The following is a 23,955-nucleotide window of genomic DNA, read 5'->3' as shown; positions in this document are numbered from 1 at the left end:
ATTATTTGTTACGAGCTTTAACAGCTGTTTTGATTGTAATCATTGAGTTTTTAGCACCTGGCACGTTACCTTTAACAAGGATAACGTTCTTTTCAACATCTGTACTTACAACCACAAGGTTTTGAACAGTACGTTGGTTGTTACCCATGCGTCCAGGTAATAATTTACCCTTGAAGACACGGTTGATAACAGCACCCATTGAACCAGGACGACGGTGGTAACGAGAACCGTGACCCATAGGCCCACGTGATTGTCCGTCTTTTTTAATGTTACCTTGGAAACCATGACCTTTCGTTACACCAGTAACGTCAACGACGTCGCCGGCTGCGAAAGTATCAACTTTGATTTCTGTTCCTACTTCGTAATCTCCTAATGCGACATCTCTGAATTCTCTAATGAAGCGCTTAGGAGTAGTATTTGCTTTTGCTACATGACCTTTAGCAGGTTTGTTTGATAAGACTTCACGTTTATCTTCAAAACCAACTTGGATGGCTTCATAGCCGTCTGTTTCGTTTGTTTTAACTTGTAAAACAACGTTTGGAGTTGCTTTGATAACTGTTACGGGAATTAATTCGCCGTTTTCAGTAAAGACTTGTGTCATACCTACTTTTCTACCTAAGATTCCTTTTGTGGTCATGGTAACACCTCTTTTCTAGTATTTTTAATTGGTTGGTACGAATTAAAGCTTGATTTCGATATCTACACCACTTGGTAAGTCAAGTTTCATCAATGAATCAACTGTCTTAGGTGTAGGGTTAACAATATCGATTAAACGTTTGTGTGTACGCATTTCGAATTGTTCACGTGAATCTTTATGCTTATGTGGTGAACGAAGCACTGTATAAAGTGTTCTTTCAGTTGGTAATGGGATTGGGCCAGAGATAGTAGCACCTGTTCTCTTTGCTGTTTCCACAATCTTGTCAGCTGATTGATCCAAAATACGGTGTTCGAATGCTTTCAAACGAATACGAATCTTTTGTTTTGCCATGTTTTTCCCTCCTTCGTCTATTTTAAAAGTAGACTAGCTCCGTGAAAATTTTTCCGGCACGCCCGCCCATGGCAAAGCGGCCGGGTGTGTCGCAACCTCTCACATCTTAGCTACTCGGTAATCTTTTTGACTACCATAGTGCGCACTCCTGCTATGGAAATAGCACTTTATCTATCTTACAAGATACAACCCGATAACGCAACCCTTTTTTGCTGATTTATCAAAGTTTTTCATAACATTTTCATAAATCTTGTAGCAAGCGTCATTCGTGGATTTCTAGCCATCTTTTGATACACTGAAAGCAACTTAAATCCCCTCCAGGAGGTCCTTATTATGTCCCATAACGCACTTTTGATTATCGACTATACAAATGACTTCGTTGACCCAAACGGTACTCTGACAGCCGGCAAACCCGCTCAGCAAATTGCTCCTGTAATTATCAAATTAGCTAACCAGTTTCTAGCAGCCGGTGATTACGTCATCTTACCGACTGATTTACACGTCAAAGATGATCCATTTCATCCAGAAAGCGCCCTATTCCCACCACATAATCTAGCTAATACTTCGGGCCGTGAGTTTTACGGACCACTAGCTAGCTGGTACACCGAACACCAAACCAATCCTCACGTCTATGCATTTGCAAAGAATCGCTATTCAGCATTTGCTAACACTAATCTGGATAATTTCTTACGCGAGCGCGCGATTAACGCGTTAACATTGACTGGTGTTTGCACCGACATTTGCGTGCTCCACACTGCAGTCTCGGCATACAACTTAAATTACCCACTAACAATTCCAGCCGCTGCTGTCGCAACTTTTACACCGAACGGGCAAGAATGGGCACTCGCGCATTTTAAAAACAGCCTCGGAGCTACAATTATCTAATTTGACTTTTAACGATCATCTGTTATCTTAAATGACGGGACAATGTACCCATTCTATATAAAGGAGATTCTTTTTATGTTAAAAACAAACACAGCAATTGTGCTATCAATGGCGGTATTCGCTGCTTAGATAGCCAGTGCCGCCATTATTTCATTTAGATTATCATGAAATAACACACTGGAGGCGCATCATCATGCAAACACAACAAACAGCTTTTTTAATTTTTCAAAGCCAAGGCCATTACAAAGTCCTACTCAATCATCAAGAATTAACCGCAACAATCAGCGGTCGGTATCGCCACTTGGCAGAAAGCACTAACGACCTGCCCGTTGTCGGTGATCAAGTAACCGGCGTGATCTATGATACGGATTATTTCCAAATCCAAGGACATCTCCCCCGGCACACGCTTATTCAACGACACAACAGTAATAAGCAACAACGGATTCAAACTTTAGCGGCCAATATTGCAACGATTTTCATCGTAACATCCGCCAATCAAGAATTCAGCGAAGCGCGCTTACAACGCTATTTAACGATGGCTTGGGATAGCGGCGCAACACCGGTGATTGTTTTGAGTAAACCCGATTTAGTCAGCGACTCTGAGCTAACAACCTTTCTTGACGCCATCGCAAGTGTGACATTCGACAGCGTTCCCGTCATCACAACTGGCCAGACGGCATCAAATGTTGCAGCGACTTTCAAACCGTATTTAACAGCTGGACAATGGGTGACATTTGTCGGCTCATCCGGCGTTGGTAAATCAACCCTGATCAACCAGCTCATTAAAGAGCCTTCCGTTTTAACGAGCGGCATTCGCGCTGACGATGATAAGGGGCGCCACACAACCACCAATCGACAAGCCTGTCAAACTGCTAGCGGGGCCTTCATCGTCGATACTCCTGGCATGCGCGAACTCGGCATGACAAGTAGCATGTCTAAGGCACTCAAGACAGTCTTTACTGATATTGAGACGCTCGCACAGGACTGTCGATTCAAGGATTGCCAACATCAAAGCGAACCCAGTTGTGCCGTACAAGCCGCAATCGATGCAGGTTCATTAACGCCTGAACGGCTAGCTGATTTCAATAAACTGGCTATCGAAGCGGACTATAGTCAACTATCCGCCCGCGAAATCGAACAAGCAAAGGTTAAACGTCTGATGGGCAGTTTGAAAACACGTCCTACAAAACAAAACTAACTCAGTAAGCTGTGCCTAGAAACACAAAAAGGGAGTTACGACAAAAGTGATTTTTGTCGTAACTCCCTTTTTTGGAGAAGTTTATATGAAAAAGAGTTTGAGTTTTTTTGCCAGGGCGGTGGCAAATCGAGTTAGCGAGGATTGAACCCGCATGAACCAGTCTTAATGATCAACAAATCCTTGCGCCTTCGAAAGCAAGTCTCTATCAATCACCAGAAAACCATTCACTGTTCTTGGGAGGAATTTCAAATGGGCCGGTTCGTTTTACCATTAAACTATAACTCATTGGCGGTGCTTTACTTAGACGGATTCTTTAGGGAGGAATTGTCTAATGAAAATTCATTTAATCTTGCTTTTCAAGGTAACTTTTTCCGCCTAACTACGCGAAGACAACGATCACCTTCGTTGCTCATTATCCTCGCTATGTTATGCTCAAAAGCTAACCACCTTGAAAAGCATTTTTACCTTTTCAGATTATTTCTTGGGAGGAATTCATCTGATGTATACAGAATACCAACCAGTTATGAATTAAATATGAACTTTCATTTACGAAACTGTAAAATCGCATTTTTACGCACAAAAAAAGGACTCGTCGCAATGACGAGTCCTTTTCCAATCGAAACCAATCACTTAAGATTAGCGGCTTATTGGCCACCGTTCTTCTTGATGATTTCTTCTTGGATGCTCTTAGGAACAGCTGAGTAGTGGTCAAATACCATTGTAAATGTCCCACGACCTTGTGTAGCTGAACGTAATGTTGTCGCATAACCAAACATTTCTGACAATGGTACCATTGCATTAACGATTTGGGCATTACCACGTGCTTCCATCCCTTCAACAGCACCACGACGAGCAGTTACTTGTCCCATGATATCGCCAAGATATTCTTCAGGAGCAATAACTTCAACCTTCATGATAGGTTCAAGGATTTCAGCGCCAGCTTGTTTAGCAGCGTTCTTCAATGCCATTGATGCAGCAATCTTAAATGCTGATTCATTAGAATCGACATCATGATAACTACCATCATATAACTTAGCTTTAACGTCAATCAATGGGTAACCAGCTAAGACACCGTTTGCCATTGATTCTTTCAAGCCTTGTTCAACTGATGGGATGTATTCACGAGGAACCACACCACCGACGATAGCGTCTTCGAATTCGAAGCCTTTACCTTCTTCGTTAGGTGTAAATTCAACCCAAACATCACCATATTGACCTTTACCACCGGATTGACGAACGAATTTACCTTGTGCAGATGCTTGTTTTGTGAATGTTTCACGGTAAGCAACTTGAGGTTCACCAATTTTGGCAACCACTTTAAATTCACGTCTCATACGATCAACCATGATATCCAAATGCAATTCACCCATCCCAGAAATAAGCGTTTCGCCTGTTTCATTGTTGGTTTCAGCCTTGAATGTAGGATCTTCTTCAGCAAGTTTTTGTAAAGCAAGATCTAACTTATCACGATCTTCTTTTGATTCAGGTTCAACAGAAACTTGGATAACTGGGTCAGGGAATTCCATTGATTCCAAGATTAATGGATGATCAACGTCAGTCAATGAATCACCAGTTGTTGTATTCTTCAAACCGATTGCAGCAGCGATATCCCCAGAGAATACTTCAGGAATTTCGTTACGGTGATTTGAATGCATTTGTAATAAACGACCAACACGTTCACGTTTGTCTTTAGTTGCATTCAAAATGTATGAACCAGATTGTAATGTACCAGTATAAACACGGAAGAATGTTAAACGACCAACGAATGGGTCAGTAGCAATCTTAAATGCTAAACCAGCAAATGGTTTGTCATCGCCAGCCATCAATTCAACTTCTGAATCATCTTCTGGGTTTTTAGCGTTATAAGGACGTACGTCTAATGGTGATGGTAAGTAATCTACAACACCATCCATTAACATTTGAACACCTTTATTTTTGAAAGCTGAACCAGCGAAAACTGGGAAGAATTTCAAATCGATAGTTGCTTGACGAATAGCAGCCTTCAATTCATCTTTAGAAATTTCTTCGCCTTCTAAATACTTGTCCATAATGTCGTCATTAACATCAGCAACAGCTTCAACTAATTCGGCACGACGTTTTGTAGCTTCTTCAAGGTAGTCAGCAGGTACATCAACTGTATCCCACTTAGCACCTAATTCATCTTCATCATAGATGTCAGCTTGCATTTCGATCAAATCAATAACGCCTTGGAATTCATCTTCAGCGCCGATTGGCATTTGAACAGCATGTGCATTAGCTTGTAAACGATCTTCCAATGTTGTCATTGAGTAATCGAAGTTAGCACCAAGTTTGTCCATCTTGTTAACGAAAACAATCCGGGGAACACCATAAGTAGTTGCTTGACGCCAAACATTTTCAGTTTGAGGTTCAACACCTGATTGAGCATCTAAGACAGTGATTGCACCATCTAAAACACGCAATGAACGTTCAACTTCGATTGTGAAATCAACGTGTCCTGGTGTATCAATGATATTAACTCGGTTACCTTTCCATTCAGCTGTTGTAGCAGCTGATGTAATTGTAATCCCACGTTCTTGTTCTTGTTCCATCCAGTCCATTTGTGAAGCCCCTTCGTGGGTTTCACCGATCTTATGGATTTTACCAGTGTAGTACAAGATACGTTCTGTGGTTGTTGTCTTACCAGCATCAATATGAGCCATGATACCGATATTGCGCGTTTTGTCTAACGGAAATTCACGTTTGTTTGCCATAAGTGAATATTACTCCTCTCGAATATTAAGCTATATACAACAAGAGGCCATTATATGATTTGAATACATATAACAGCCAACCTTGTTAATCTTACCAGCGATAATGTGCAAATGCGCGGTTGGCATCAGCCATTTTGTGTGTATCTTCACGTTTCTTAACTGCAGCACCAGTGTTATTGGCAGCATCCATGATTTCACGTGCAAGACGTTGATCCATGGTATGTTCCCCACGTAGGCGAGCATAGCTTACTAACCAGCGTAAACCTAAAGTTGTACGACGTTCTGGACGAACTTCAATTGGTACTTGGTAGTTAGAACCACCGATACGGCGAGCTTTAACTTCAAGTACTGGCATGATGTTGTTCATAGCTTCTTCGAATACTTCTAATGGTTCATTACCAGTTTCTTCTTTAATAATATCAAATGCATCGTATAAGATTGTTGACGCAGTACCACGTTTACCATCAATCATTAAGCGGTTGATTAAGCGTGAAACCAATTTAGAATTGTACATTGGATCAGGTAAAACGTCACGTTTTGCAACATAGCCTTTTCTTGGCATCCTGATAACCTCCTCAAGATATTTAAGTCCTTGAAGTAACACACAGTGTCATTTAAACTTCAATCGACTTTTTCAAATTTTTTTGTGTGTTATTTTTTAGGTCTCTTAGTACCATACTTAGAACGGCTTTGCATACGACCGTCAACACCGGCAGTATCTAAAGCACCACGGATAACGTGATAACGTACCCCAGGTAAATCCTTAACACGGCCCCCACGGATAAGAACAACACTATGTTCTTGTAGGTTATGACCAATACCAGGAATATAAGCTGTAACTTCGATTAAGTTAGATAAACGCACACGCGCATACTTACGTAAAGCAGAGTTAGGCTTTTTAGGTGTCATAGTACCCACACGAGTAGCAACCCCACGTTTTTGTGGTGCTGGATTATCTGTAGCTTTTTTCTTCATACTGTTGTAGCCAAAGTTTAATGCAGGTGCATCAGACTTTGAAGTTCTTGATTTACGACCCTTACGTACCAATTGGTTAATTGTTGGCATTTGAAGGTTCCTCCTTCCTTGATCTGAAAGTTATTTTTGAGTTTTAAGTCCACACATCCAGGTGGTTCTTTTTTTGCGATAAAAAAATGGCAACCTAGATTGCGTGGATTGTAATGCATTTTTAGACGTCAGTCAGCATGTCTGAATATCAGAAAACTTCCGTAAAAAGCACATCTACAAGAATAGCATGCACAACTACGAAAGTCAACGTGCTATAAGCCAGTTTTTCAGAAAAAGTTGCGCCCTTTTTTTGTAGTTATCATAAAGGAGATGACACGTTTGTTAATATATTTTTTAACCTTTGTTATTGGCGCGTGTTGCGCCTCTTTTTTAACTGTTTGTGCTTGGCGTTGGCCACTCGGTTTATCCATCACATGGCCTGGTTCACGGTGTGACTTCTGCCATCACGCCCTCGCTTGGTACGACTTATGTCCAATTATCAGTTACCTCATTCTCAGAGGGCACTGCCGCTATTGTGATACTCGAATCCAGCACCATTTTTTTACTAGTGAGGTTATTGGCGGCTTGTTAGCGTGTTGTTTAGCCAGTCAATATTTCACACCACAGATTGGCTATTTATTGCTTATCCTTTATTTGTTGAGCCTAGTCGATATTTTCCATACAGCTCTATACCCAGTTCCAATGGTACTGGCTTTTATGCCTTTGTTTATTGACTACTGGCCGACAAACCATTGGCTCAGTGCCCTATTGATTGGCAGCACCTTATCTGTCATCAACTACTTTTCAGATGGCATCGGTACTGGTGACATTGAATTATTGGCAATTCTTGGGTTGTGGTTTGGATTGGAGGTCACCCTATCCATGTTATTAATTGCCTGTCTCCTCTGTTTAATCAAATATCTCATTGATAGTCTCCACCATCCAGTTGTCCTCGCCTTAGTCGGACGCCGCCCAATTCCATTTGTCCCATATATCAGCTACGGTGTCTTAATCGTTTTGTTTATTGTAAACACATAAAAAAGGGCCTCACCATGTCGGTGAGGCCCTTTAACGTGCAATTTAGAGCAACTGTTCTAAATTGGCACTCAGTTATTCTTTTGTTTCTTCTTTCATCTGTGCTTCGATGTCACTGATTGAGTAGACATTTTCTGATACAGCACCGACTGTCTTAGGTTCCATATGACGATACTTCGCCATACCAGTACCAGCTGGGACAATCTTACCGATGATAACATTTTCTTTCAAACCAAGTAATGGATCGCTCTTACCGCGGATAGAAGCATCCGTTAAGACACGTGTTGTCTCTTGGAATGATGCGGCTGATAAGAAACTATTTGTTTCCAATGATGCTTTCGTAATACCAAGCAAGACAGGACGACAAGTAGCAGGTACGCCACCGCTAATTAAGGTTTCGTGGTTACGGTCTGTAAATTCACTAATATCCATTAATGTACCAGGTAAGATTTCTGTATCACCCGGATCCATGACACGGACTTTACGTAGCATTTGACGGACCATAACTTCAACGTGTTTATCGCCGATTTCAACACCTTGCATACGGTAAACTTTTTGAACTTCATGCAAGAGGTAGTTTTCAGTTGATAAGACGTCACGGACTTTAATTAATTGTTTAGGATCAACAGAACCACCCGTTAACTTAGAACCACGACGAACCATGTCGCCTTCGTTAACGATGACGTTGGCTGTGTAAGGCACACTATATGAACGTGTATCTGTTTCACCTTGAACAGTGATTTCACGTGTATGTTCTGCAGGGTTTTCTTCCACCGCAACAACTTCACCAGTTACTTCAGTGATTGTTGCAAGCCCCTTAGGATTACGCGCTTCGAAAATTTCTTGGATACGAGGCAAACCTTGAGTGATATCTTCACCGCCGGCAACCCCACCGGTATGGAAGTTACGCATGGTTAATTGCGTACCAGGTTCACCGATTGATTGAGCTGCGACTGTTCCGACTGCTTCACCAACTTCAACTTCTTCGCCGTTGGCCATGTTACGACCGTAACATTTTTTGCAGACACCGTGTTTTGTGTTACATGTGAAGACAGAACGAATTGTGACTTCTTCAACACCGGCATCAACAACAGCTTGAGCAAGTTGTTCATCCATTAATTGGTTACGTTGAACCATCACTTCACCCGTTGTTGGATTAACAATGGTCTTCATTGCACAACGACCAACAAGACGGTCATACAATGGTTCGATTAATTCATTACCTTCGCGAATTGAGTGAATGAGAAGACCGCGATCAGTCCCACAATCTTCTTCACGAATGATAACGTCTTGAGCAACATCAACTAAACGACGTGTTAAGTAACCAGAATCGGCAGTCTTAAGCGCCGTATCAGTCATCCCTTTACGGGCACCATGGGTAGACATAAACATTTCCATGACAGAGAGGCCTTCACGGAAGTTTGATGTAACAGGAACTTCCATCATCCCACCATTAGGAGCAGCCATCAATCCACGCATACCAGCAAGTTGCGTAAAGTTAGAGATGTTACCACGAGCACCAGAATCAGACATCATTGAGATTGGGTTTGTTGGATCAAACGAATCTGTGAGTCGTTGTTGGATATCGTCTTTAGCATCGTTCCAGATTTCAATAACGCGCGCATGGCGTTCTTCATCTGTAATCAACCCACGACGGAATTGTTTAGAAACCGTTGTGACTTTCTTATGGGCTTCATCAACAATTTCTTGTTTTTCAGGTAATTGAGGAACATCGGCAACCCCAACTGTTAAACCAGCATGGGTCGCTTGAACGTAACCTAAGGTCTTCATATCATCCAATAAGTCAGATGTCCGTTGAACCTTATATACCTTGAAGACTTGCGCGATGATATCACTTAAGAAGCCTTTCTTAAATGGTAAAATCACTGGGGCACTTGAGAGGTAGTCATGAATATCTTCACCGTTATCGATGAAGTATTTATCTGGCACACCATTCATCAAGTTATCTGTTGTTGGTTCGTTCAAATATGGGAAGCCAGTTGGCATGATTTCGTTGAACATCACTTTACCAACACTTGTTACCATAATCTTGTGGCGTTGTTCGTCAGGGAATGGACGATTATCCATATCAACAACTGACAAACCAATCCGACTGTGTAAATGAACGTGACCTGTTTGATAAGCCATTAAAACTTCGTTTGTATCTTTGAAGATCATGCCTTCGCCGAGACTACCTTTTTGTTCAAGCGTTAAGTAGTAGTTCCCTAAAACAACGTCTTGAGAAGGTGTAACGATTGGTTTACCATCTTTTGGTGCCAAAATATGGTGAGCGGCAAGCATTAACATTCTTGCTTCTGCTTGTGCTTCATCAGATAAAGGTACGTGGATCGCCATTTGATCCCCATCGAAATCGGCATTGTAAGCTTCACAAGCTAATGGATGAAGACGGATTGACTTACCATCAACCAAGATTGGTTCGAATGCTTGGATACCAAGTCTATGCAATGTAGGTGCTCGGTTCAATAGAACTGGGCGTTCCTTGATGACATCTTCTAAAACATCCCAAACATCGTCATCTTGACGATCAATTTTACGTTTTGCATTTTTAATGTTTGAAGCCATATCGCGTTTCACTAATTCGTGCATGACGAATGGTTTGAACAATTCAAGTGCCATTTCACGTGGTAATCCACATTGATAGAACTTCAATGTAGGACCAACATCGATAACGGAACGACCAGAATAATCGACACGTTTACCAAGTAAGTTTTGACGGAAACGACCTTGTTTCCCTTTCAACATGTGTGAAAGAGACTTCAATGGACGGTTACCAGGTCCAGTAACTGGACGGCCACGACGACCATTATCAATCAAAGCATCAACGGCTTCTTGTAACATCCGTTTTTCGTTTTGAACGATGATGCTTGGTGCCATCAAGTCTAACAAACGTTTCAAACGGTTGTTACGGTTGATCACACGACGGTACAAATCATTCAAATCAGATGTGGCAAAACGGCCACCTTCCAATTGAACCATCGGACGTAAATCTGGTGGAATAACTGGAATAGCATCCATAACCATCCATTCAGGGTTATTCCCTGATTTACGGAAGGCATCTAAGATGTCCAAACGACGGATAGCACGCGTTCTCTTTTGACCTTGTGCTGACTTCAAGTCTTCCTTTAATTCAGCCACTTCGCCTTCAAGATCAACGTCACGTAACAATTCTTTGATGGCTTCAGCACCCATCTTAGCGTTAAAACGATTACCGTATTCATCTAATTTTTCACGATATTCACGTTCGGTCATCAGTTGTTTCTTTTCTAAGGCTGTATCGCCTGGATCAATCACAACGTATGATGCGAAGTAAATAATTTCTTCCAATGCACGAGGGCTCATGTCTAAGACAAGACCCATCCGGCTAGGAATCCCTTTAAAGTACCAGATATGTGTTACTGGTGCTGCAAGTTCGATATGTCCCATGCGTTCGCGACGCACTTTTGAACGCGTAACTTCAACGCCACAACGATCACAGACAATTCCTTTATAACGAATTCGTTTGTACTTACCACAAGCACATTCCCAATCTTTCGTAGGTCCGAAGATTCGTTCATCAAAAAGGCCATCACGTTCAGGTTTTAAAGTACGGTAGTTGATTGTTTCTGGCTTTTTAACTTCACCATACGACCAACTACGGATTTTATCTGAAGATGCTAAACCAATTTGCATACTTTCAAACTTATTGACATCTATCAAAGGGCCGACCTCCTCATAATTTATAGCACGCTTTATTCAGCAGATGGATCTACTGCATCAGCATTTGCTGCTTGTGCTTTTTTAGCTTCTTCTTGTGCCTTTTTGGCTTCTTGTTCTTTAGCGTATTTAGATAATGCATCGATGTTTTCGATATCATCATCATCGTCGTCCATATCGCGTAATTCAATTTCTTGATTATCGATATCCAAGACCTTCATATCCAAGCCAAGTGATTGTAATTCTTTAACCAATACTCGGAATGATTCCGGAACACCTGGTTTTGGAATTGGTTCACCCTTAACGATTGCTTCGTATGTCTTCACACGACCAACAACGTCATCAGACTTGTAAGTTAAGATTTCTTGTAAGGTATAAGCGGCACCGTAAGCTTCAAGAGCCCAAACTTCCATTTCACCGAAACGTTGGCCACCAAATTGAGCTTTACCACCCAATGGTTGTTGCGTAACAAGTGAGTAAGGTCCGATTGAACGTGCATGGAGTTTATCGTCAACCATGTGGGCTAGTTTCATGTAGTACATGACACCAACTGACACACGTGTATCGAATGGTTCACCGGTCCGACCATCATAAAGAATGCTCTTACCATCAGAAGGCATGTTTGCTTCACGAACAGCGTCCCATAAATCTTTATCTTGCGCACCATCAAAGACTGGTGTTGCAACATGGATGCCTAAGTTTCTAGCAGCCATCCCAAGATGTAATTCAAGAACTTGTCCGATATTCATACGAGAAGGCACACCCATGGGACTCAATAAGATATCAACTGGGGTACCATCTGGCATGTATGGCATATCTTCTTCAGGAACAACGATTGAAACAGTCCCTTTGTTACCATGACGACCAGCCATCTTATCGCCGACTTGGATCTTACGTTTTTGTGTAATGTAAACACGAACCATCATGTTAACACCTGGTGACAATTCATCGCCAGCTTCACGCGTAAAGATCTTAACGTCCTGGATAATCCCGCCGCCACCATGAGGTACTTTCAATGATGTATCGCGAACTTCGCGAGCCTTTTCACCGAAAATAGCGTGCAATAAGCGTTCTTCGGCTGATAATTCTGTCACACCCTTAGGCGTTACCTTACCAACTAAAATGTCGCCATCTTTGACTTCAGCACCAACACGGACAATCCCGAATTCGTCAAGATCCTTCAATGAATCTTCACCAACGTTAGGAATTTCGCGTGTGATTTCTTCAGGTCCAAGTTTTGTATCACGAGCTTCTGATTCGTATTCTTCAATATGGATTGAAGTATATAAATCTTCTTTCACTAAACGTTCTGAAAGAACGATCGCATCTTCGTAGTTATACATATTCCAAGTCATGAAAGCAATCAATGGGTTTTGACCTAAGGCTAATTCACCTTTTTCCATAGCTGGTCCATCAGCGATAATTTCATCAACATCAACGTGATCGCCTTTTGCAACGATTGGACGTTGGTTGTAGTTCTTACCAGCATTTGAACGACGGAATTTCATTAATTCGTACGTATCTAATGAGCTGTCTTCACGACGAACGCGAATGACTTTCGCATCAACGTATTCAACAGTTCCGGGATGTTGTGCTAATAAAGCAATCCCTGAATCGTGGGCTGCTTTATATTCCATCCCTGTCCCAACAAGTGGTGCATGTGGGTCAACCAATGGCACAGCTTGACGTTGCATGTTAGCACCCATCAAGGCACGGTTTGAATCATCATTTTCCAAGAAAGGAATGCAGGCCGTAGCGACAGCAACTACTTGCTTAGGCGAAACGTCCATGTAATCTAACTTGTCGATTGAAGTTTCAATATTGTCATCTTTGTAACGTGCTAAAACAGTATCATCAACGAATGAACCATCATCGTTTAATGGTGAGTTGGCTTGCGCAATGACATAGTTATCTTCTTCGTCGGCTGTTAAATAGTCGATCTTATCAGTAACATCATGCGTATCCCAACTAACACGGCGATATGGTGTTTCGATGAAGCCGTAACGGTTAACAACAGCATAACTAGCCAAACTGTTAATCAAACCGATATTAGGGCCTTCAGGGGTTTCGATTGGGCACATACGACCATAATGGGTATAGTGAACATCTCGAACTTCATAACCGGCACGGTCACGAGTCAAACCACCAGGTCCTAAGGCAGATAGACGACGTTTATGCGTCAATTCGCCAAGGGGATTGGTTTGATCCATGAATTGTGACAATTGTGATGAACCGAAGAATTCCTTAATTGAGGCAACAACTGGGCGAATATTGATCAATTGTTGAGGTGTCACGGTGCTTGTGTCTTGGATTGACATCCGTTCACGAACCACACGTTCCATCCGTGATAAACCAATTCGGAATTGGTTTTGTAACAATTCACCAACTGAACGAATCCGACGATTCCCTAAATGATCAATATCATCCGTTGAACCGAGACCTTCTTGTAAGTTAAAGAAGTAGTTCATTGAAGCGATGATATCAGCAGGAATGACATGCTTAATCTTGGCATCGATATGACCGTTACCGATTAAGTTAATTTCTTTATCAGGTGTTTTTTGTGAGTACACTTTGATCACTTGGAGTGTCATTGGTTCTGGTAAGACACCTTCATCAGATGGTTGGTAAGTAACCGTCTTGAAGTCTTCTTTGTCTAAGTATGGTGCCAAAGCATCCATCACTTGACGATCAACAACTGTATCTTTAGCAGCAATCACTTCACCAGTATCGGGATCAGCAAGTGTTTCAGCTAATGTTTGACCCAATAAACGCGTCTTTAAGCTTAATTTCTTGTTGATCTTGTAACGACCAACAGCAGCTAAATCATAACGTTTAGCATCGAAGAAACGTGCATAAAGTAATGAACGTGAGCTATCAGCTGTCTTCGGTTCGCCTGGGCGAAGTCTTTCGTAGACATCCTTCAAAGCTTCTTCTGTTCTTGAGTCGTCAGTATTCTTATGGATATCTTTTTCTAACGTCAACATTAATGAATCGTTGTCGCCTAAGATATCGATAATTTCTTGATCAGAACCGTAACCTAAAGCACGAACTAAAACAGACATTGGAATCTTACGTGTCCGATCGATCCGAACATATGCAATATCCTTAGCATCTGTTTCAAATTCTAACCATGCACCCCGGTTAGGAATGACAGTTGTACCATAAGTTGTGCGGCTGTTTTTATCAACAGCGCTGTTGAAATAAACGCCTGGTGAACGAACTAATTGAGAAACAATTACCCGTTCAGCACCGTTGATGATGAAAGTCCCTTGGTCAGTCATCAATGGGAAGTCCCCAAAGAAAACGTCTTGAGATTTAATTTCACCAGTTTCATGGTTTGTTAATTTCAAAGTAACGTGTAATGGTGCTGAGTAGTTGGCATCATGTTGTCTAGCTTCTTCAACCGTGTATTTAGGTTCAAGAAGTTGGTAATCAACGAATTCTAATGATAAGTTACCAGCAAAATCGTCAATTGGCATAATGTCATCAAACATTTCACGAAGCCCTTCGTCTAAAAACCATTGATAGGAATTAGATTGGATCTCGATCAAGTTTGGTAGTTCTAGCACTTCTTTAATCCGTGCGTAGCTTCTACGAGTACGATGTTTACCGTAATTCACTAAGTGTCCTGCCAAATTGTTCACCCCTCTATAAGTTTTCCGCAGCCTCATTGTTACAAAAATATGACAAATATTAAGAAAATATTACATCGCCATTTTTAGGTAATTTTGAGCAGAAAAAAAACAAAAACAGTTATTTTAAGCTGAATAAATCAGACTAACTATTTTTGTTTTTCATGAATACCGTGCTGGACAATAGATCAGCACAATAAATTTTTCTACGGATTTTCGCAGTTACTGTATAATATACTTCTTTTACTACTAAAAGTCAATAATCTGCCTCGGTGCTACTTATCATAGATAAATTGATTATTATAAAATTTAGATTTGGCGCTCAAGGCCTTATCAACCTTTTTCAATCCCTTTTCTTCTATTAATGTCTTTTTCGTTGAAAATAGATTAGTTCCTAAGCCTAAACGTTCTCCTTTAATATCAACCCCCATTGCGGCGAGCGTCGTTGGGAACATGTCCATTGTGCTAAACTGGCGATTCTTGGTTTGAACCTGACTTGCTTTTGGTGCATTTAAAATCAAATTAAATGCATGCCGTTTATTGGCCGGAATCTTCTTATAATACTCCACATCCATGCCTAAATGGTCTCCGTTGACAATGATGGTCGTATTCTGATAAAACGACTGCGTTTGTGCCCACTTAATAAATTCAACAATTTGATGATCAGAAAAGGCGATAACGTTTGAATACTGGTCACCATACTTTTCTGGCATATTCGGTTCTGGATACCCACCAATGTGGTGCGTATTCTCCGTTAGCATCGTTAAGTTAAATGGCTGATCTGATTTGCTAAGCTCCAACGCACTTTCCTTAGCGTATTCGAATAACTTTGAATCTTCATAGCCCCACCAAACATAATAGTCTTCAGGTAACCGACCATCTTTACGCGCAGTTAACAAATCATCAATTTGAACATTACCGTGCTGCGTAAAATATGATCGTCGACCACCAAAAGTCGCATCCGATCCAAGCAAGATTTTTTGCTGATAGCCGTGCTTGTCCAAAATATTATTTAATGACGTGACGCCTGGTAGGAAATGATTCTTTTTATCTGTCGCATAGGAATTCCCATCCACCGGCACTTTCAACGGTAATCCTGATGTTTGGGCGACCATTCCCGCAACTGTCCAGCCTGTTCCTGGTAATTGTTGGGCACCACCAAATGATCGGTTAGAATTTGAGAAGTGAACACCCTCTTGCTCAGCTAACGCCGTCAATTCTGGTAGTAAATTGGTTTTCATCTGCCCACCCATTTCTCTTGATGTTGCTGTAGATTCGAGTGACTCAGCATAAATATAAATTAGATTTCGTTTTTGTTTTGGGAACGTTAATTTGGTTTTATTCGGTGCTACATAATTTTCTTCAATAAATGGTGAATTCGCCGTTAGATATTCGTAAAAACCAACAGCATCAATTTTAATCGCAGCAACCATCGTCAAACCACAAAACAATAACGCACTGACCAATACAAATCGTTTTGCCTTGAGTTCTAAGTGGTGTGTTATTTTATGAGTGACCAACAGTTGCAAGTGTCTGATATAGTTGCAGAACAAAAAAACGCTGATTAAACAAGTAATGGCACCTAGCACCGGACCGCCGATAAATGAATTAATAAAACCATCATCAACACCTGTCATCGGTTGGCGTAAGTTATAAACTATCTGCTCGGGCGTTAACAAGCCAAAATTTGCCTTTGTCCAAAAACTAGCTGACAACAAGAAATACCCAACTGATATTAATAAGGCACCACTAAAAATCCACCAGCTAAACCAATGTCTTGTGCGTGTGACTGGTACCAGTTCAAATGTTAACCATTTTTGGCGCCACCTTCTTGTCACCAACACGACGCCTTGAATAATGGTAATCAACATAATAAACTTGAGTAAAAATAACTTTTGGAACAAACCATCACTAAAATGAATAACATGACCAGTCAACCCAAAAGTCACTAAAATCGTTAATCCTAATACAAGCACCAAATTGATCAACATACCAACTAATTGAATAAATTGGCGATCATTGCGTTGGACAATAGCACATAAAAAAGGTAAACAGACAAACAAGTAGATCATCGCAATAAATAACATTATGTATTTGCTCCATTTCTAACTATCTCATTTAATCATAGCATTTTATGGCTGTATCGCCTACCCACCCTTTTAACAAAAGTCTCTAATGACAATCTTCAAGCCCCTCACGGAATCATTTACAAACTCGCAACTTATCATTTACGTTTTTTACACGAATTAGCGGTCAATCTTTACACGACGTCTCTATACTGAACTTGTACCCTTAAATCAGTCCTCAGGAGGAATCATTATGAAACGCATTAGTATGGCATTACTCACAGTTGGTGCGGCCGCTCTTTTATTAGCTGGTTGTCAAAGCCAATCAAAAAGTGCAAGTCAAAGCCAGGATCAAGGCGCTAAAATTACTGCAGTTGGTTCGACAGCCCTTCAACCCCTTGTTGAACAAGCTGGCGATCAATATCAAAAGGATAACCCTAAAGTCAACGTCACCGTTCAAGGTGGCGGTTCAGGAACTGGTTTAACCCAAATTAGTGGTGGCAACGTCACAATCGGTAACTCGGACATCTTCGCTGAAGAAAAAGATGGTATCGATGCTAAGAAACTGGTTGATCACAAAGTTGCTGTGGTTGCAATCGCACCCGTTGTTAATAAAAAGTTAGGCATCAAAAATTTAACCAGTGCACAATTGCTAGGTATCTTTAAAGGCGAAATCACAAACTGGCAATCCGTTGGTGGTCCTAACGAAAAAATCACCGTTATCAACCGGGCCCAAGGAAGTGGGACACGTCAAACGTTTGAAAAATTAGGTCTTAAAACCGACAAAGTTGTTACCAGCCAAGAACAAGATTCCTCTGGGACTGTTCAAAAAATCGTCGAACAAACGCCAGGCGCTATCAGTTACCTCGCCTTCCCATACATCAAAGGTAGCTTGCAAGCTGTTAAGTTAAACGACGTTGAACCTACCGAAAAGAACGTTTCAACCAATGCATGGCCAATCTGGTCTTACGAACATATGTATACTAAGGGCGCACCTAACTATCAAACAGCCCGTTTCATCCACTTCATCCAATCAAAAGACGTTCAAAAGACAATCGTCCCTAAACTGGGCTACATCCCAATGACGCAAATGAAAGTTGAACGCCACGTTGATGGCACCATCCAAGATCAATAGTTTCCAGAAGTCGCGCTAAACTGCGCGACTTTTTTAATTGGTATATACTAATAAAAGGTTTTTAAACAAAGTAATTTGCATTTATATTTACGATTGGTATAATCGAACTATTAGTTTATCAAAGGAGCTCGGCGAATGATTAACAACAAAATGAAAACGTTATCCGAAAAATACCCCACTAAAATGGCAATTACTTCCGAAATCATCAACTTAAAGGCCATCTTGAACCTTCCCAAACCCACTGAAGCCTTCATGAGTGATTTACATGGCGAATATGATGCCTTCCAGCATCTCATTCGCACTGGCGCAGGGAATCTCCGGCAAAAAATTGCAGAGGTCTTTTCCGGTGAAATGACTGAAGATACAATGCAGGCGTTCGCTTTTTTAGTTTACTACCCAACCGAGCGGCTTGCACTCAAACACGCACAACTATCTGCTAGTGAACTCGACCAGTGGTACCTCACCACTTTTAAACGGTTAATCGACCTCTTAAAATTTGTCTCCACAAAATACACACGCTCAAAAGTCCGTAAAGCAATGGCGCCCGATTTCGTCTACATTACCGAAGAATTAATGTACGGCGATGTAGCTAACAGTGATAAGAAACGCTACTTCCAAGAAATCACGACGTCCATCATTTCGATGGGCCAAGCCGATGCCTTAATTATCGCCACCAGTCATACGATTCAACGACTAGTGGTTGATCATTGGCATATCATCGGTGACATTTACGATCGTGGGCCGCGTCCCGATCTGATTGTCGAACAACTCACCAAGCTCCCCGCGGTTGATATTCAGTGGGGCAATCATGATATTCTCTGGTTCGGCGCCGCTAGCGGTTCTCAACTATGTATGCTCAACCTTTTACGCATTTGCGCACGCTACAATAATTTAGCCATCATCGAGAAAGCTTACGGAATTGATCTTAGCGAACTGGTTCAATTTGCCCAACGAACTTATCAGCCCAATCTCGCCTTCGAACCAAAGGTTGCTGCCAATCAACCCGCAATCTCAACAGCTGAAAAGAAAAGCATCAACCAAGTGCACCAAGCCATCGCCATCATGCAGTTTAAGTTGGAACAAACCGTGATTAAACGCAATCCTGATTTCAAAATGGACCACCGCTTAACCCTCAGCCATGTTGACTTTGAACAGCAGACAATTCATCTAAATGGTCATGACTACCCACTTGATAACACCTGCTTTCAAACAATCGACCCCATACACCCCGAAATATTAACTTCCGATGAAGCAGCCATTGTTACATCATTGCTAAACGCGTTTACCCACTGCCAAAAACTACGCAAGCATCTCCGTTTTTTAATCGACAACGGTAGCATGTACCAACTCTACAACCAAAACCTCCTTTTTCACGGCTGTATTCCAGTTGATGAAGCCGGCAACTTCCTCACGCTAACCCTCGCTAACCGACAATATGCTGGTAAATCATTACTCGACTTCTTCGATCACCAAATTCGAACGAGCTTCGACCACCCGCTCAATCAAGATAATTTATCCACCGATTTACTCTGGTACCTGTGGACAGGACCGCTCTCCCCACTATTTGGCAAGAATGCGATGACGACCTTCGAACGCTACTTCAGCGCAGACCCCGTTTTACACGAAGAAAAGAAGAACGCATATTACCAACTCCGCCATCAGGAAGACTTCATTGAGAAACTCTTGTTGGAGTTTGGCTTAACGCCAGAAACGGGGCACATTCTCAATGGTCACACACCTGTCAAAAAAGGCCACAATCCAATCATGGCTAATCGCAAAATGATCGTGATTGATGGCGGCTTTTCAAAAGCTTATCACCACACAACTGGCATTGGTGGCTTTACGCTCTTGTACAATTCGTATGGAATGCAGTTAGTCACCCATCAGCCGTTCACCACACGGGCCAATGCAATTGCCAAGATGCAAGACATTATTTCCACGCGTCGAGTGATTGATCAAGTTAGTCAACGTCAACGTGTCAGTCAGACGAATATCGGCGCTGCGATTAAAACTGAAATTGAACAACTCACGACCCTTTTAGGACAAAAAAAATAAGGTGTCAGACCAATTGGTCTGACACCTTATTTACGTTTAAACAGTTACTTTATCAGTCTTACTGGTAATGGTAATTTTACCTTTAGTTGCGCCAATTGTCACCGGTACACCCATCGTAATCTCACCAGCGAGCAACGCTTCACTCAACTGATCTTCTACTTGGGTTTGTAGTGCCCGTCGAATTGGTCGTGCCCCATATTCAGGATCGAACCCGGCTTTGGCAACAACATCCATCGCTGCAGCTGTCATCTTGATTTGAATCCCCTGTTCCGCTAAACGGCCTAAGACATTCTTCGCCATAATCTTCACGATTTCGCGTAATTCAGGTTGTGCTAAGGAATGGAAGACAACCGTTTCGTCAATTCGGTTTAAGAATTCTGGACGGAAAGCTTTTTTCAATTCTTCCATAATGCGCCCTTGCATTGCTTTATAATCAGCAGTTACATCCTTAACCCCGAACCCAACGGATTTATCATCACGTAGGGCTGTTGCACCTAAGTTCGATGTCATAATCATAATTGTATTACGGAAATCAACCTTACGTCCTTTTGAATCGGTTAAATAGCCGTCATCCAAGACTTGCAACAAGATATTGAAGATATCAGGGTGGGCCTTTTCAACTTCATCAAATAAAATGACGGAATATGGTTTATTGCGGACCTTTTCTGTTAATTGGCCGCCTTCTTCGTAGCCGACATAGCCAGGGGCCGCCCCAACTAAACGGCTCGTGCTGTAACGTTCCATATATTCAGACATATCAACCCGAATCAAGTTGTCTTCAGAACCAAACATGGCTTCCGCCAATGCTTTGGCTAACTCTGTCTTACCAACCCCGGTTGGGCCTAAGAACATAAATGAACCAATTGGTCGTTTTGGATCTTTCAAACCACTGCGCGCACGACGAATTGCACGTGAAACGGCAGAAATGGCTTCTTCTTGGCCAACAACCCGTTTATGCAAGACTTTTTCAAGTTGCATGAGACGTTCGCTTTCTTTGCGTTGCAACTGAGTAACAGGCACACCGGTCCATTGCGCAACCACTTGAGCGATGTCTTCAGCAGTCACTTGAATGTCACTGCGAACACCGTTTTCTTGTTCGGCAGCTTGTAACTTGGCAATCTTGGCCTTAGTGGTTACTTCTTGCTCATGAATCGTCGCCGCTTTTTCAAAATCTTGCGCGCGAACAGCGGCTTCTTTATCGTCATTTAAAGTTTGTAGTTTTTGTTCTAATTTATCCGACGGTGTCTTCTGGTTAACAGCATCCAAGCGCACTTTAGCCGTCGCTTCATCCATTAAATCGATTGCCTTATCCGGTAAGAATCGGTTCGTGATGTAGCGATTTGATAAGACAACCGCTTCATGTAAAGCTTCATCTGAAATTGCAATCCCATGATGAGCTTCATAACGTGGACGTAATCCCTTTAAGATTTGTTCCGCATCTTCTGGCGTTGGTTCATTGACCGTGACGGTCGCGAATCGCCGCTCTAAAGCTGCATCTTTTTCAATGTACTTTTGATATTCATCTAAAGTCGTCGCACCAATTAATTGTAATTCACCACGCGCTAATGCTGGTTTCAAGATATTAGAAGCATCAATTGCCCCTTCAGCGCCACCTGCACCAATGAGGGTGTGTAATTCATCAATAAAGAGAATCACTTGCCCATCTGCATAGATTTCATCGATAATCTTCTTCAAACGATCTTCGAATTCACCACGATACTTTGTCCCAGCAACCAATGACCCCATGTCGAGCATCATGAGCCGCTTTTGCTGCATGTCACTTGGCACATCACCATTGACGATGCGTTGCGCAAAACCTTCAGCAATCGCTGTCTTACCGACACCAGGTTCACCAACTAAGACGGGATTATTCTTCGAACGCCGGGCTAAAATCTGCACAAGTCGCCGAACTTCTTCATCACGACCCACGACCGGATCAATTTGATTGTCACGAGCAAGTTGTGTTAAATCGCGCGCTAATTGGTTCAACGTTGGTGTCCCAGCTTGATCGGCATTATTCTTAGCTGCTTTAGCCCGTTTTTTAGCGGTTGCCGTATCCACACCCATCTTTTGAAGTAGTAGTTGGCGTGTTTTAGCTAAACTAAGTCCTAAGTTCAATAAGATCCGCGCAGCGATAATATCATCATCACGTAAAAGTGCTAATAATAGGTGTGCTGTGCCAATTTTAACCGAATTAGCTTGTTGCGCTTCAACCCGAGCAATATCGAGTACTTGTTTGGCTTTGGGCGAATATGGTAAATAACCGCCAATGCCAGAAGCGATTACAGCATCGCCATATCCGGTTAAGCGTTCAATTTCTTCAAGGACATCGGTCGAATTGACACCTAATTCGCGTAAGGTAGTCCCAGCAATTCCCTCATTTTCTAATACGATTGCTAATAGGAGATGTTCCGTTCCTAGTGCATGGTGATTAAATTTCTTTGCTTGTTCTTGTGCCATCATTAAGACGTTTTTTGCACTTGGTGTAAATAGATTATTCATGGATAATCCCCCACTCTTTACTTAATTTCATATCGTAGTCGTTCTAACACTGCAACTAGAATCTGTGCTCGAAGCTGCTCTTCTAATTGTTTATTATTAACCGTTAATGTCTGTGGACTCGTTGCCGCGAGTATCAAATTGCCTTCCTTTTGCGAAAGAATTTGTTCATCATATAGTTTCTGGATAATGGCTAAGGTGTCCGCCTGGGAAATCTGCGTATCAACATTTTCAATTAACGCTTCTAAAAAGTCCCGATCATCGAGAAATTGAACCTTGACGATCCGAATATAACCACCGCCGCCACGTTTACTATTCACGACATAACCGCGCTGCTCAGTGAACCGCGTGTTAATCACATAGTTAATTTGGGACGGCACACAATTAAAAAGCTTAGCAATTTCGGAGCGTCTAATTTCGATTTGTTCATTGTCAGCCAGTATCTTTTTTAGATAGGCTTCAATAATATCCGAGATGTTCTGACTTTGCAAACATATCAGCCCCTTCATTTAGTCTTCTGCGTTTTTCAGTGTCAAAAGTTTAACTTTGACTAACGTTGACTATTATTATAACGATTATCAGTACAAAATGAAAGTTTACTGACTTTTAGTAGCTAATCAATTGGACGCACAAAAAAGACTTGTCATCAACAAGTCTTTGATAGTCGGGAAAACAAGATTTGAACTTGCGACCCCTACGTCCCGAACGTAGTGCTCTACCAAGCTGAGCTACTTCCCGGAAACTATTTTATTACGGGTACAAAAAAAGCGGAAGACGGGATTCGAACCCGCGACCCCCACCATGGCAAGGTGATGTTCTACCACTGAACTACTTCCGCATTTTTTATTAACATTTTTGTATCCAGTCGGGAAAACAGGATTCGAACCTGCGACCCCCTGGTCCCAAACCAGGTGCTCTACCAAGCTGAGCTATTTCCCGTTATATGCACCCAGTAGGAGTCGAACCTACAACCTTCTGATTCGTAGTCAGACACTCTATCCAGTTGCGCTA

The 23,955-nt window shown here is 41.9% G+C and carries 15 protein-coding genes and 3 tRNA genes; 5 read left to right on the top strand and 13 right to left on the bottom strand.

All coding sequences use genetic code 11. The annotated features are described in order from the left end of the window. Position 1: 1 nt before the first annotated feature. Positions 2 to 637, bottom strand: a complete 636-nt coding sequence (gene rplC, locus ACF1X7_RS06925) for a 50S ribosomal protein L3 (RefSeq protein ID WP_039098368.1) — start codon at positions 635 to 637, stop codon at positions 2 to 4. 42 nt (positions 638 to 679) lie between these two features. After that, the gene (gene rpsJ / locus ACF1X7_RS06920; RefSeq protein ID WP_004270220.1) at positions 680 to 988 is read right to left on the bottom strand and encodes a 30S ribosomal protein S10; all 309 of its coding nucleotides are present in this window, start codon (positions 986 to 988) and stop codon (positions 680 to 682) included. 333 nt (positions 989 to 1,321) lie between these two features. Here rpsJ and ACF1X7_RS06915 point away from each other — a divergent pair, with 333 nt between their 5' ends. Together ACF1X7_RS06915 and rsgA are read left to right on the top strand one after the other, a co-directional pair. Beyond that, complete coding sequence (locus ACF1X7_RS06915; protein WP_004270206.1) at positions 1,322 to 1,873, top strand: cysteine hydrolase family protein; 552 nt, start codon at positions 1,322 to 1,324, stop codon at positions 1,871 to 1,873. Positions 1,874 to 2,066: 193 nt separating this feature from the next. Beyond that, entirely contained in the window at positions 2,067 to 3,071 is a 1,005-nt protein-coding gene (gene rsgA, locus ACF1X7_RS06910; RefSeq protein WP_411162596.1) for a ribosome small subunit-dependent GTPase A, read from the top strand. A gap of 644 nt (positions 3,072 to 3,715) precedes the next feature. On the opposite strand, the gene fusA is transcribed toward rsgA, so the two are convergent. The 3 genes from fusA to rpsL all read right to left on the bottom strand — a co-directional run bounded on the left by fusA (position 3,716) and on the right by rpsL (position 6,868). Further along, the gene (gene fusA / locus ACF1X7_RS06905; RefSeq protein WP_004270213.1) at positions 3,716 to 5,803 is read right to left on the bottom strand and encodes an elongation factor G; all 2,088 of its coding nucleotides are present in this window, start codon (positions 5,801 to 5,803) and stop codon (positions 3,716 to 3,718) included. Positions 5,804 to 5,894: 91 nt separating this feature from the next. Beyond that, the gene (gene rpsG, locus ACF1X7_RS06900; RefSeq protein WP_004270185.1) at positions 5,895 to 6,365 is read right to left on the bottom strand and encodes a 30S ribosomal protein S7; all 471 of its coding nucleotides are present in this window, start codon (positions 6,363 to 6,365) and stop codon (positions 5,895 to 5,897) included. An 89-nt stretch (positions 6,366 to 6,454) separates the two neighbouring features. Then, a complete protein-coding gene (gene rpsL, locus ACF1X7_RS06895) occupies positions 6,455 to 6,868 on the bottom strand; it encodes a 30S ribosomal protein S12 (protein WP_004270179.1) in 414 nt (137 codons plus the stop codon). Positions 6,869 to 7,138: 270 nt separating this feature from the next. Here rpsL and ACF1X7_RS06890 point away from each other — a divergent pair, with 270 nt between their 5' ends. Beyond that, the gene (locus tag ACF1X7_RS06890; RefSeq protein WP_080563403.1) at positions 7,139 to 7,846 is read left to right on the top strand and encodes a prepilin peptidase; all 708 of its coding nucleotides are present in this window, start codon (positions 7,139 to 7,141) and stop codon (positions 7,844 to 7,846) included. Between the two features lie 72 nt (positions 7,847 to 7,918). Here the strand turns inward: ACF1X7_RS06890 and rpoC are convergent, their stop codons facing one another. The 3 genes from rpoC to ACF1X7_RS06875 all read right to left on the bottom strand — a co-directional run bounded on the left by rpoC (position 7,919) and on the right by ACF1X7_RS06875 (position 17,276). Next, entirely contained in the window at positions 7,919 to 11,560 is a 3,642-nt protein-coding gene (gene rpoC, locus ACF1X7_RS06885; RefSeq protein WP_004270200.1) for a DNA-directed RNA polymerase subunit beta', read from the bottom strand. Between the two features lie 32 nt (positions 11,561 to 11,592). Then, positions 11,593 to 15,192, bottom strand: coding sequence for a DNA-directed RNA polymerase subunit beta (locus ACF1X7_RS06880; protein ID WP_064777522.1), 3,600 nt, complete (start codon positions 15,190 to 15,192; stop codon positions 11,593 to 11,595). 272 nt (positions 15,193 to 15,464) lie between these two features. Then, positions 15,465 to 17,276, bottom strand: coding sequence for a sulfatase-like hydrolase/transferase (locus ACF1X7_RS06875; RefSeq protein WP_146955094.1), 1,812 nt, complete (start codon positions 17,274 to 17,276; stop codon positions 15,465 to 15,467). 232 nt (positions 17,277 to 17,508) lie between these two features. Here ACF1X7_RS06875 and ACF1X7_RS06870 point away from each other — a divergent pair, with 232 nt between their 5' ends. Both ACF1X7_RS06870 and ACF1X7_RS06865 read left to right on the top strand, forming a co-directional pair. Then, entirely contained in the window at positions 17,509 to 18,390 is an 882-nt protein-coding gene (locus ACF1X7_RS06870; RefSeq protein WP_146955095.1) for a phosphate ABC transporter substrate-binding protein PstS family protein, read from the top strand. 135 nt (positions 18,391 to 18,525) lie between these two features. Next, positions 18,526 to 20,445: a fructose-bisphosphatase class III gene (locus ACF1X7_RS06865; protein WP_069467858.1), complete on the top strand. Its 1,920-nt coding sequence runs from the start codon at positions 18,526 to 18,528 to the stop codon at positions 20,443 to 20,445. Positions 20,446 to 20,481: 36 nt separating this feature from the next. Here the strand turns inward: ACF1X7_RS06865 and ACF1X7_RS06860 are convergent, their stop codons facing one another. The 5 genes from ACF1X7_RS06860 to ACF1X7_RS06840 form a co-directional block, all read right to left on the bottom strand. Continuing rightward, positions 20,482 to 22,947, bottom strand: coding sequence for an ATP-dependent Clp protease ATP-binding subunit (locus ACF1X7_RS06860; protein ID WP_221276301.1), 2,466 nt, complete (start codon positions 22,945 to 22,947; stop codon positions 20,482 to 20,484). Between the two features lie 17 nt (positions 22,948 to 22,964). Next, the gene (locus ACF1X7_RS06855) at positions 22,965 to 23,435 is read right to left on the bottom strand and encodes a CtsR family transcriptional regulator (RefSeq protein WP_411162595.1); all 471 of its coding nucleotides are present in this window, start codon (positions 23,433 to 23,435) and stop codon (positions 22,965 to 22,967) included. Between the two features lie 173 nt (positions 23,436 to 23,608). After that, positions 23,609 to 23,682, bottom strand: a tRNA-Pro gene (locus ACF1X7_RS06850). Between the two features lie 28 nt (positions 23,683 to 23,710). Further along, positions 23,711 to 23,782, bottom strand: a tRNA-Gly gene (locus ACF1X7_RS06845). Between the two features lie 27 nt (positions 23,783 to 23,809). Then, positions 23,810 to 23,883, bottom strand: a tRNA-Pro gene (locus ACF1X7_RS06840). Positions 23,884 to 23,955 lie beyond the last annotated feature (72 nt).

The sequence above is a fragment of the Latilactobacillus sp. VITA-14 genome, assembly GCF_046580785.1.
Lineage (GTDB): Bacteria > Bacillota > Bacilli > Lactobacillales > Lactobacillaceae > Latilactobacillus > Latilactobacillus curvatus.
This window is presented reverse-complemented; position numbering and strand designations above follow the sequence as displayed.

Coding starts and splice junctions, on each gene's coding strand:
- rpsG (WP_004270185.1), bottom strand. CDS start 6,365: ATGCCAAGAAAAGGCTATGTTGCAAAACGTGACGTTTTACCTGATCCA.
- ACF1X7_RS06870 (WP_146955095.1), top strand. CDS start 17,509: ATGAAACGCATTAGTATGGCATTACTCACAGTTGGTGCGGCCGCTCTT.
- rsgA (WP_411162596.1), top strand. CDS start 2,067: ATGCAAACACAACAAACAGCTTTTTTAATTTTTCAAAGCCAAGGCCAT.
- ACF1X7_RS06890 (WP_080563403.1), top strand. CDS start 7,139: ATGACACGTTTGTTAATATATTTTTTAACCTTTGTTATTGGCGCGTGT.
- ACF1X7_RS06915 (WP_004270206.1), top strand. CDS start 1,322: ATGTCCCATAACGCACTTTTGATTATCGACTATACAAATGACTTCGTT.
- rpsJ (WP_004270220.1), bottom strand. CDS start 988: ATGGCAAAACAAAAGATTCGTATTCGTTTGAAAGCATTCGAACACCGT.
- ACF1X7_RS06865 (WP_069467858.1), top strand. CDS start 18,526: ATGATTAACAACAAAATGAAAACGTTATCCGAAAAATACCCCACTAAA.
- ACF1X7_RS06860 (WP_221276301.1), bottom strand. CDS start 22,947: ATGAATAATCTATTTACACCAAGTGCAAAAAACGTCTTAATGATGGCA.
- ACF1X7_RS06875 (WP_146955094.1), bottom strand. CDS start 17,276: ATGTTATTTATTGCGATGATCTACTTGTTTGTCTGTTTACCTTTTTTA.
- rplC (WP_039098368.1), bottom strand. CDS start 637: ATGACCACAAAAGGAATCTTAGGTAGAAAAGTAGGTATGACACAAGTC.
- rpsL (WP_004270179.1), bottom strand. CDS start 6,868: ATGCCAACAATTAACCAATTGGTACGTAAGGGTCGTAAATCAAGAACT.
- fusA (WP_004270213.1), bottom strand. CDS start 5,803: ATGGCAAACAAACGTGAATTTCCGTTAGACAAAACGCGCAATATCGGT.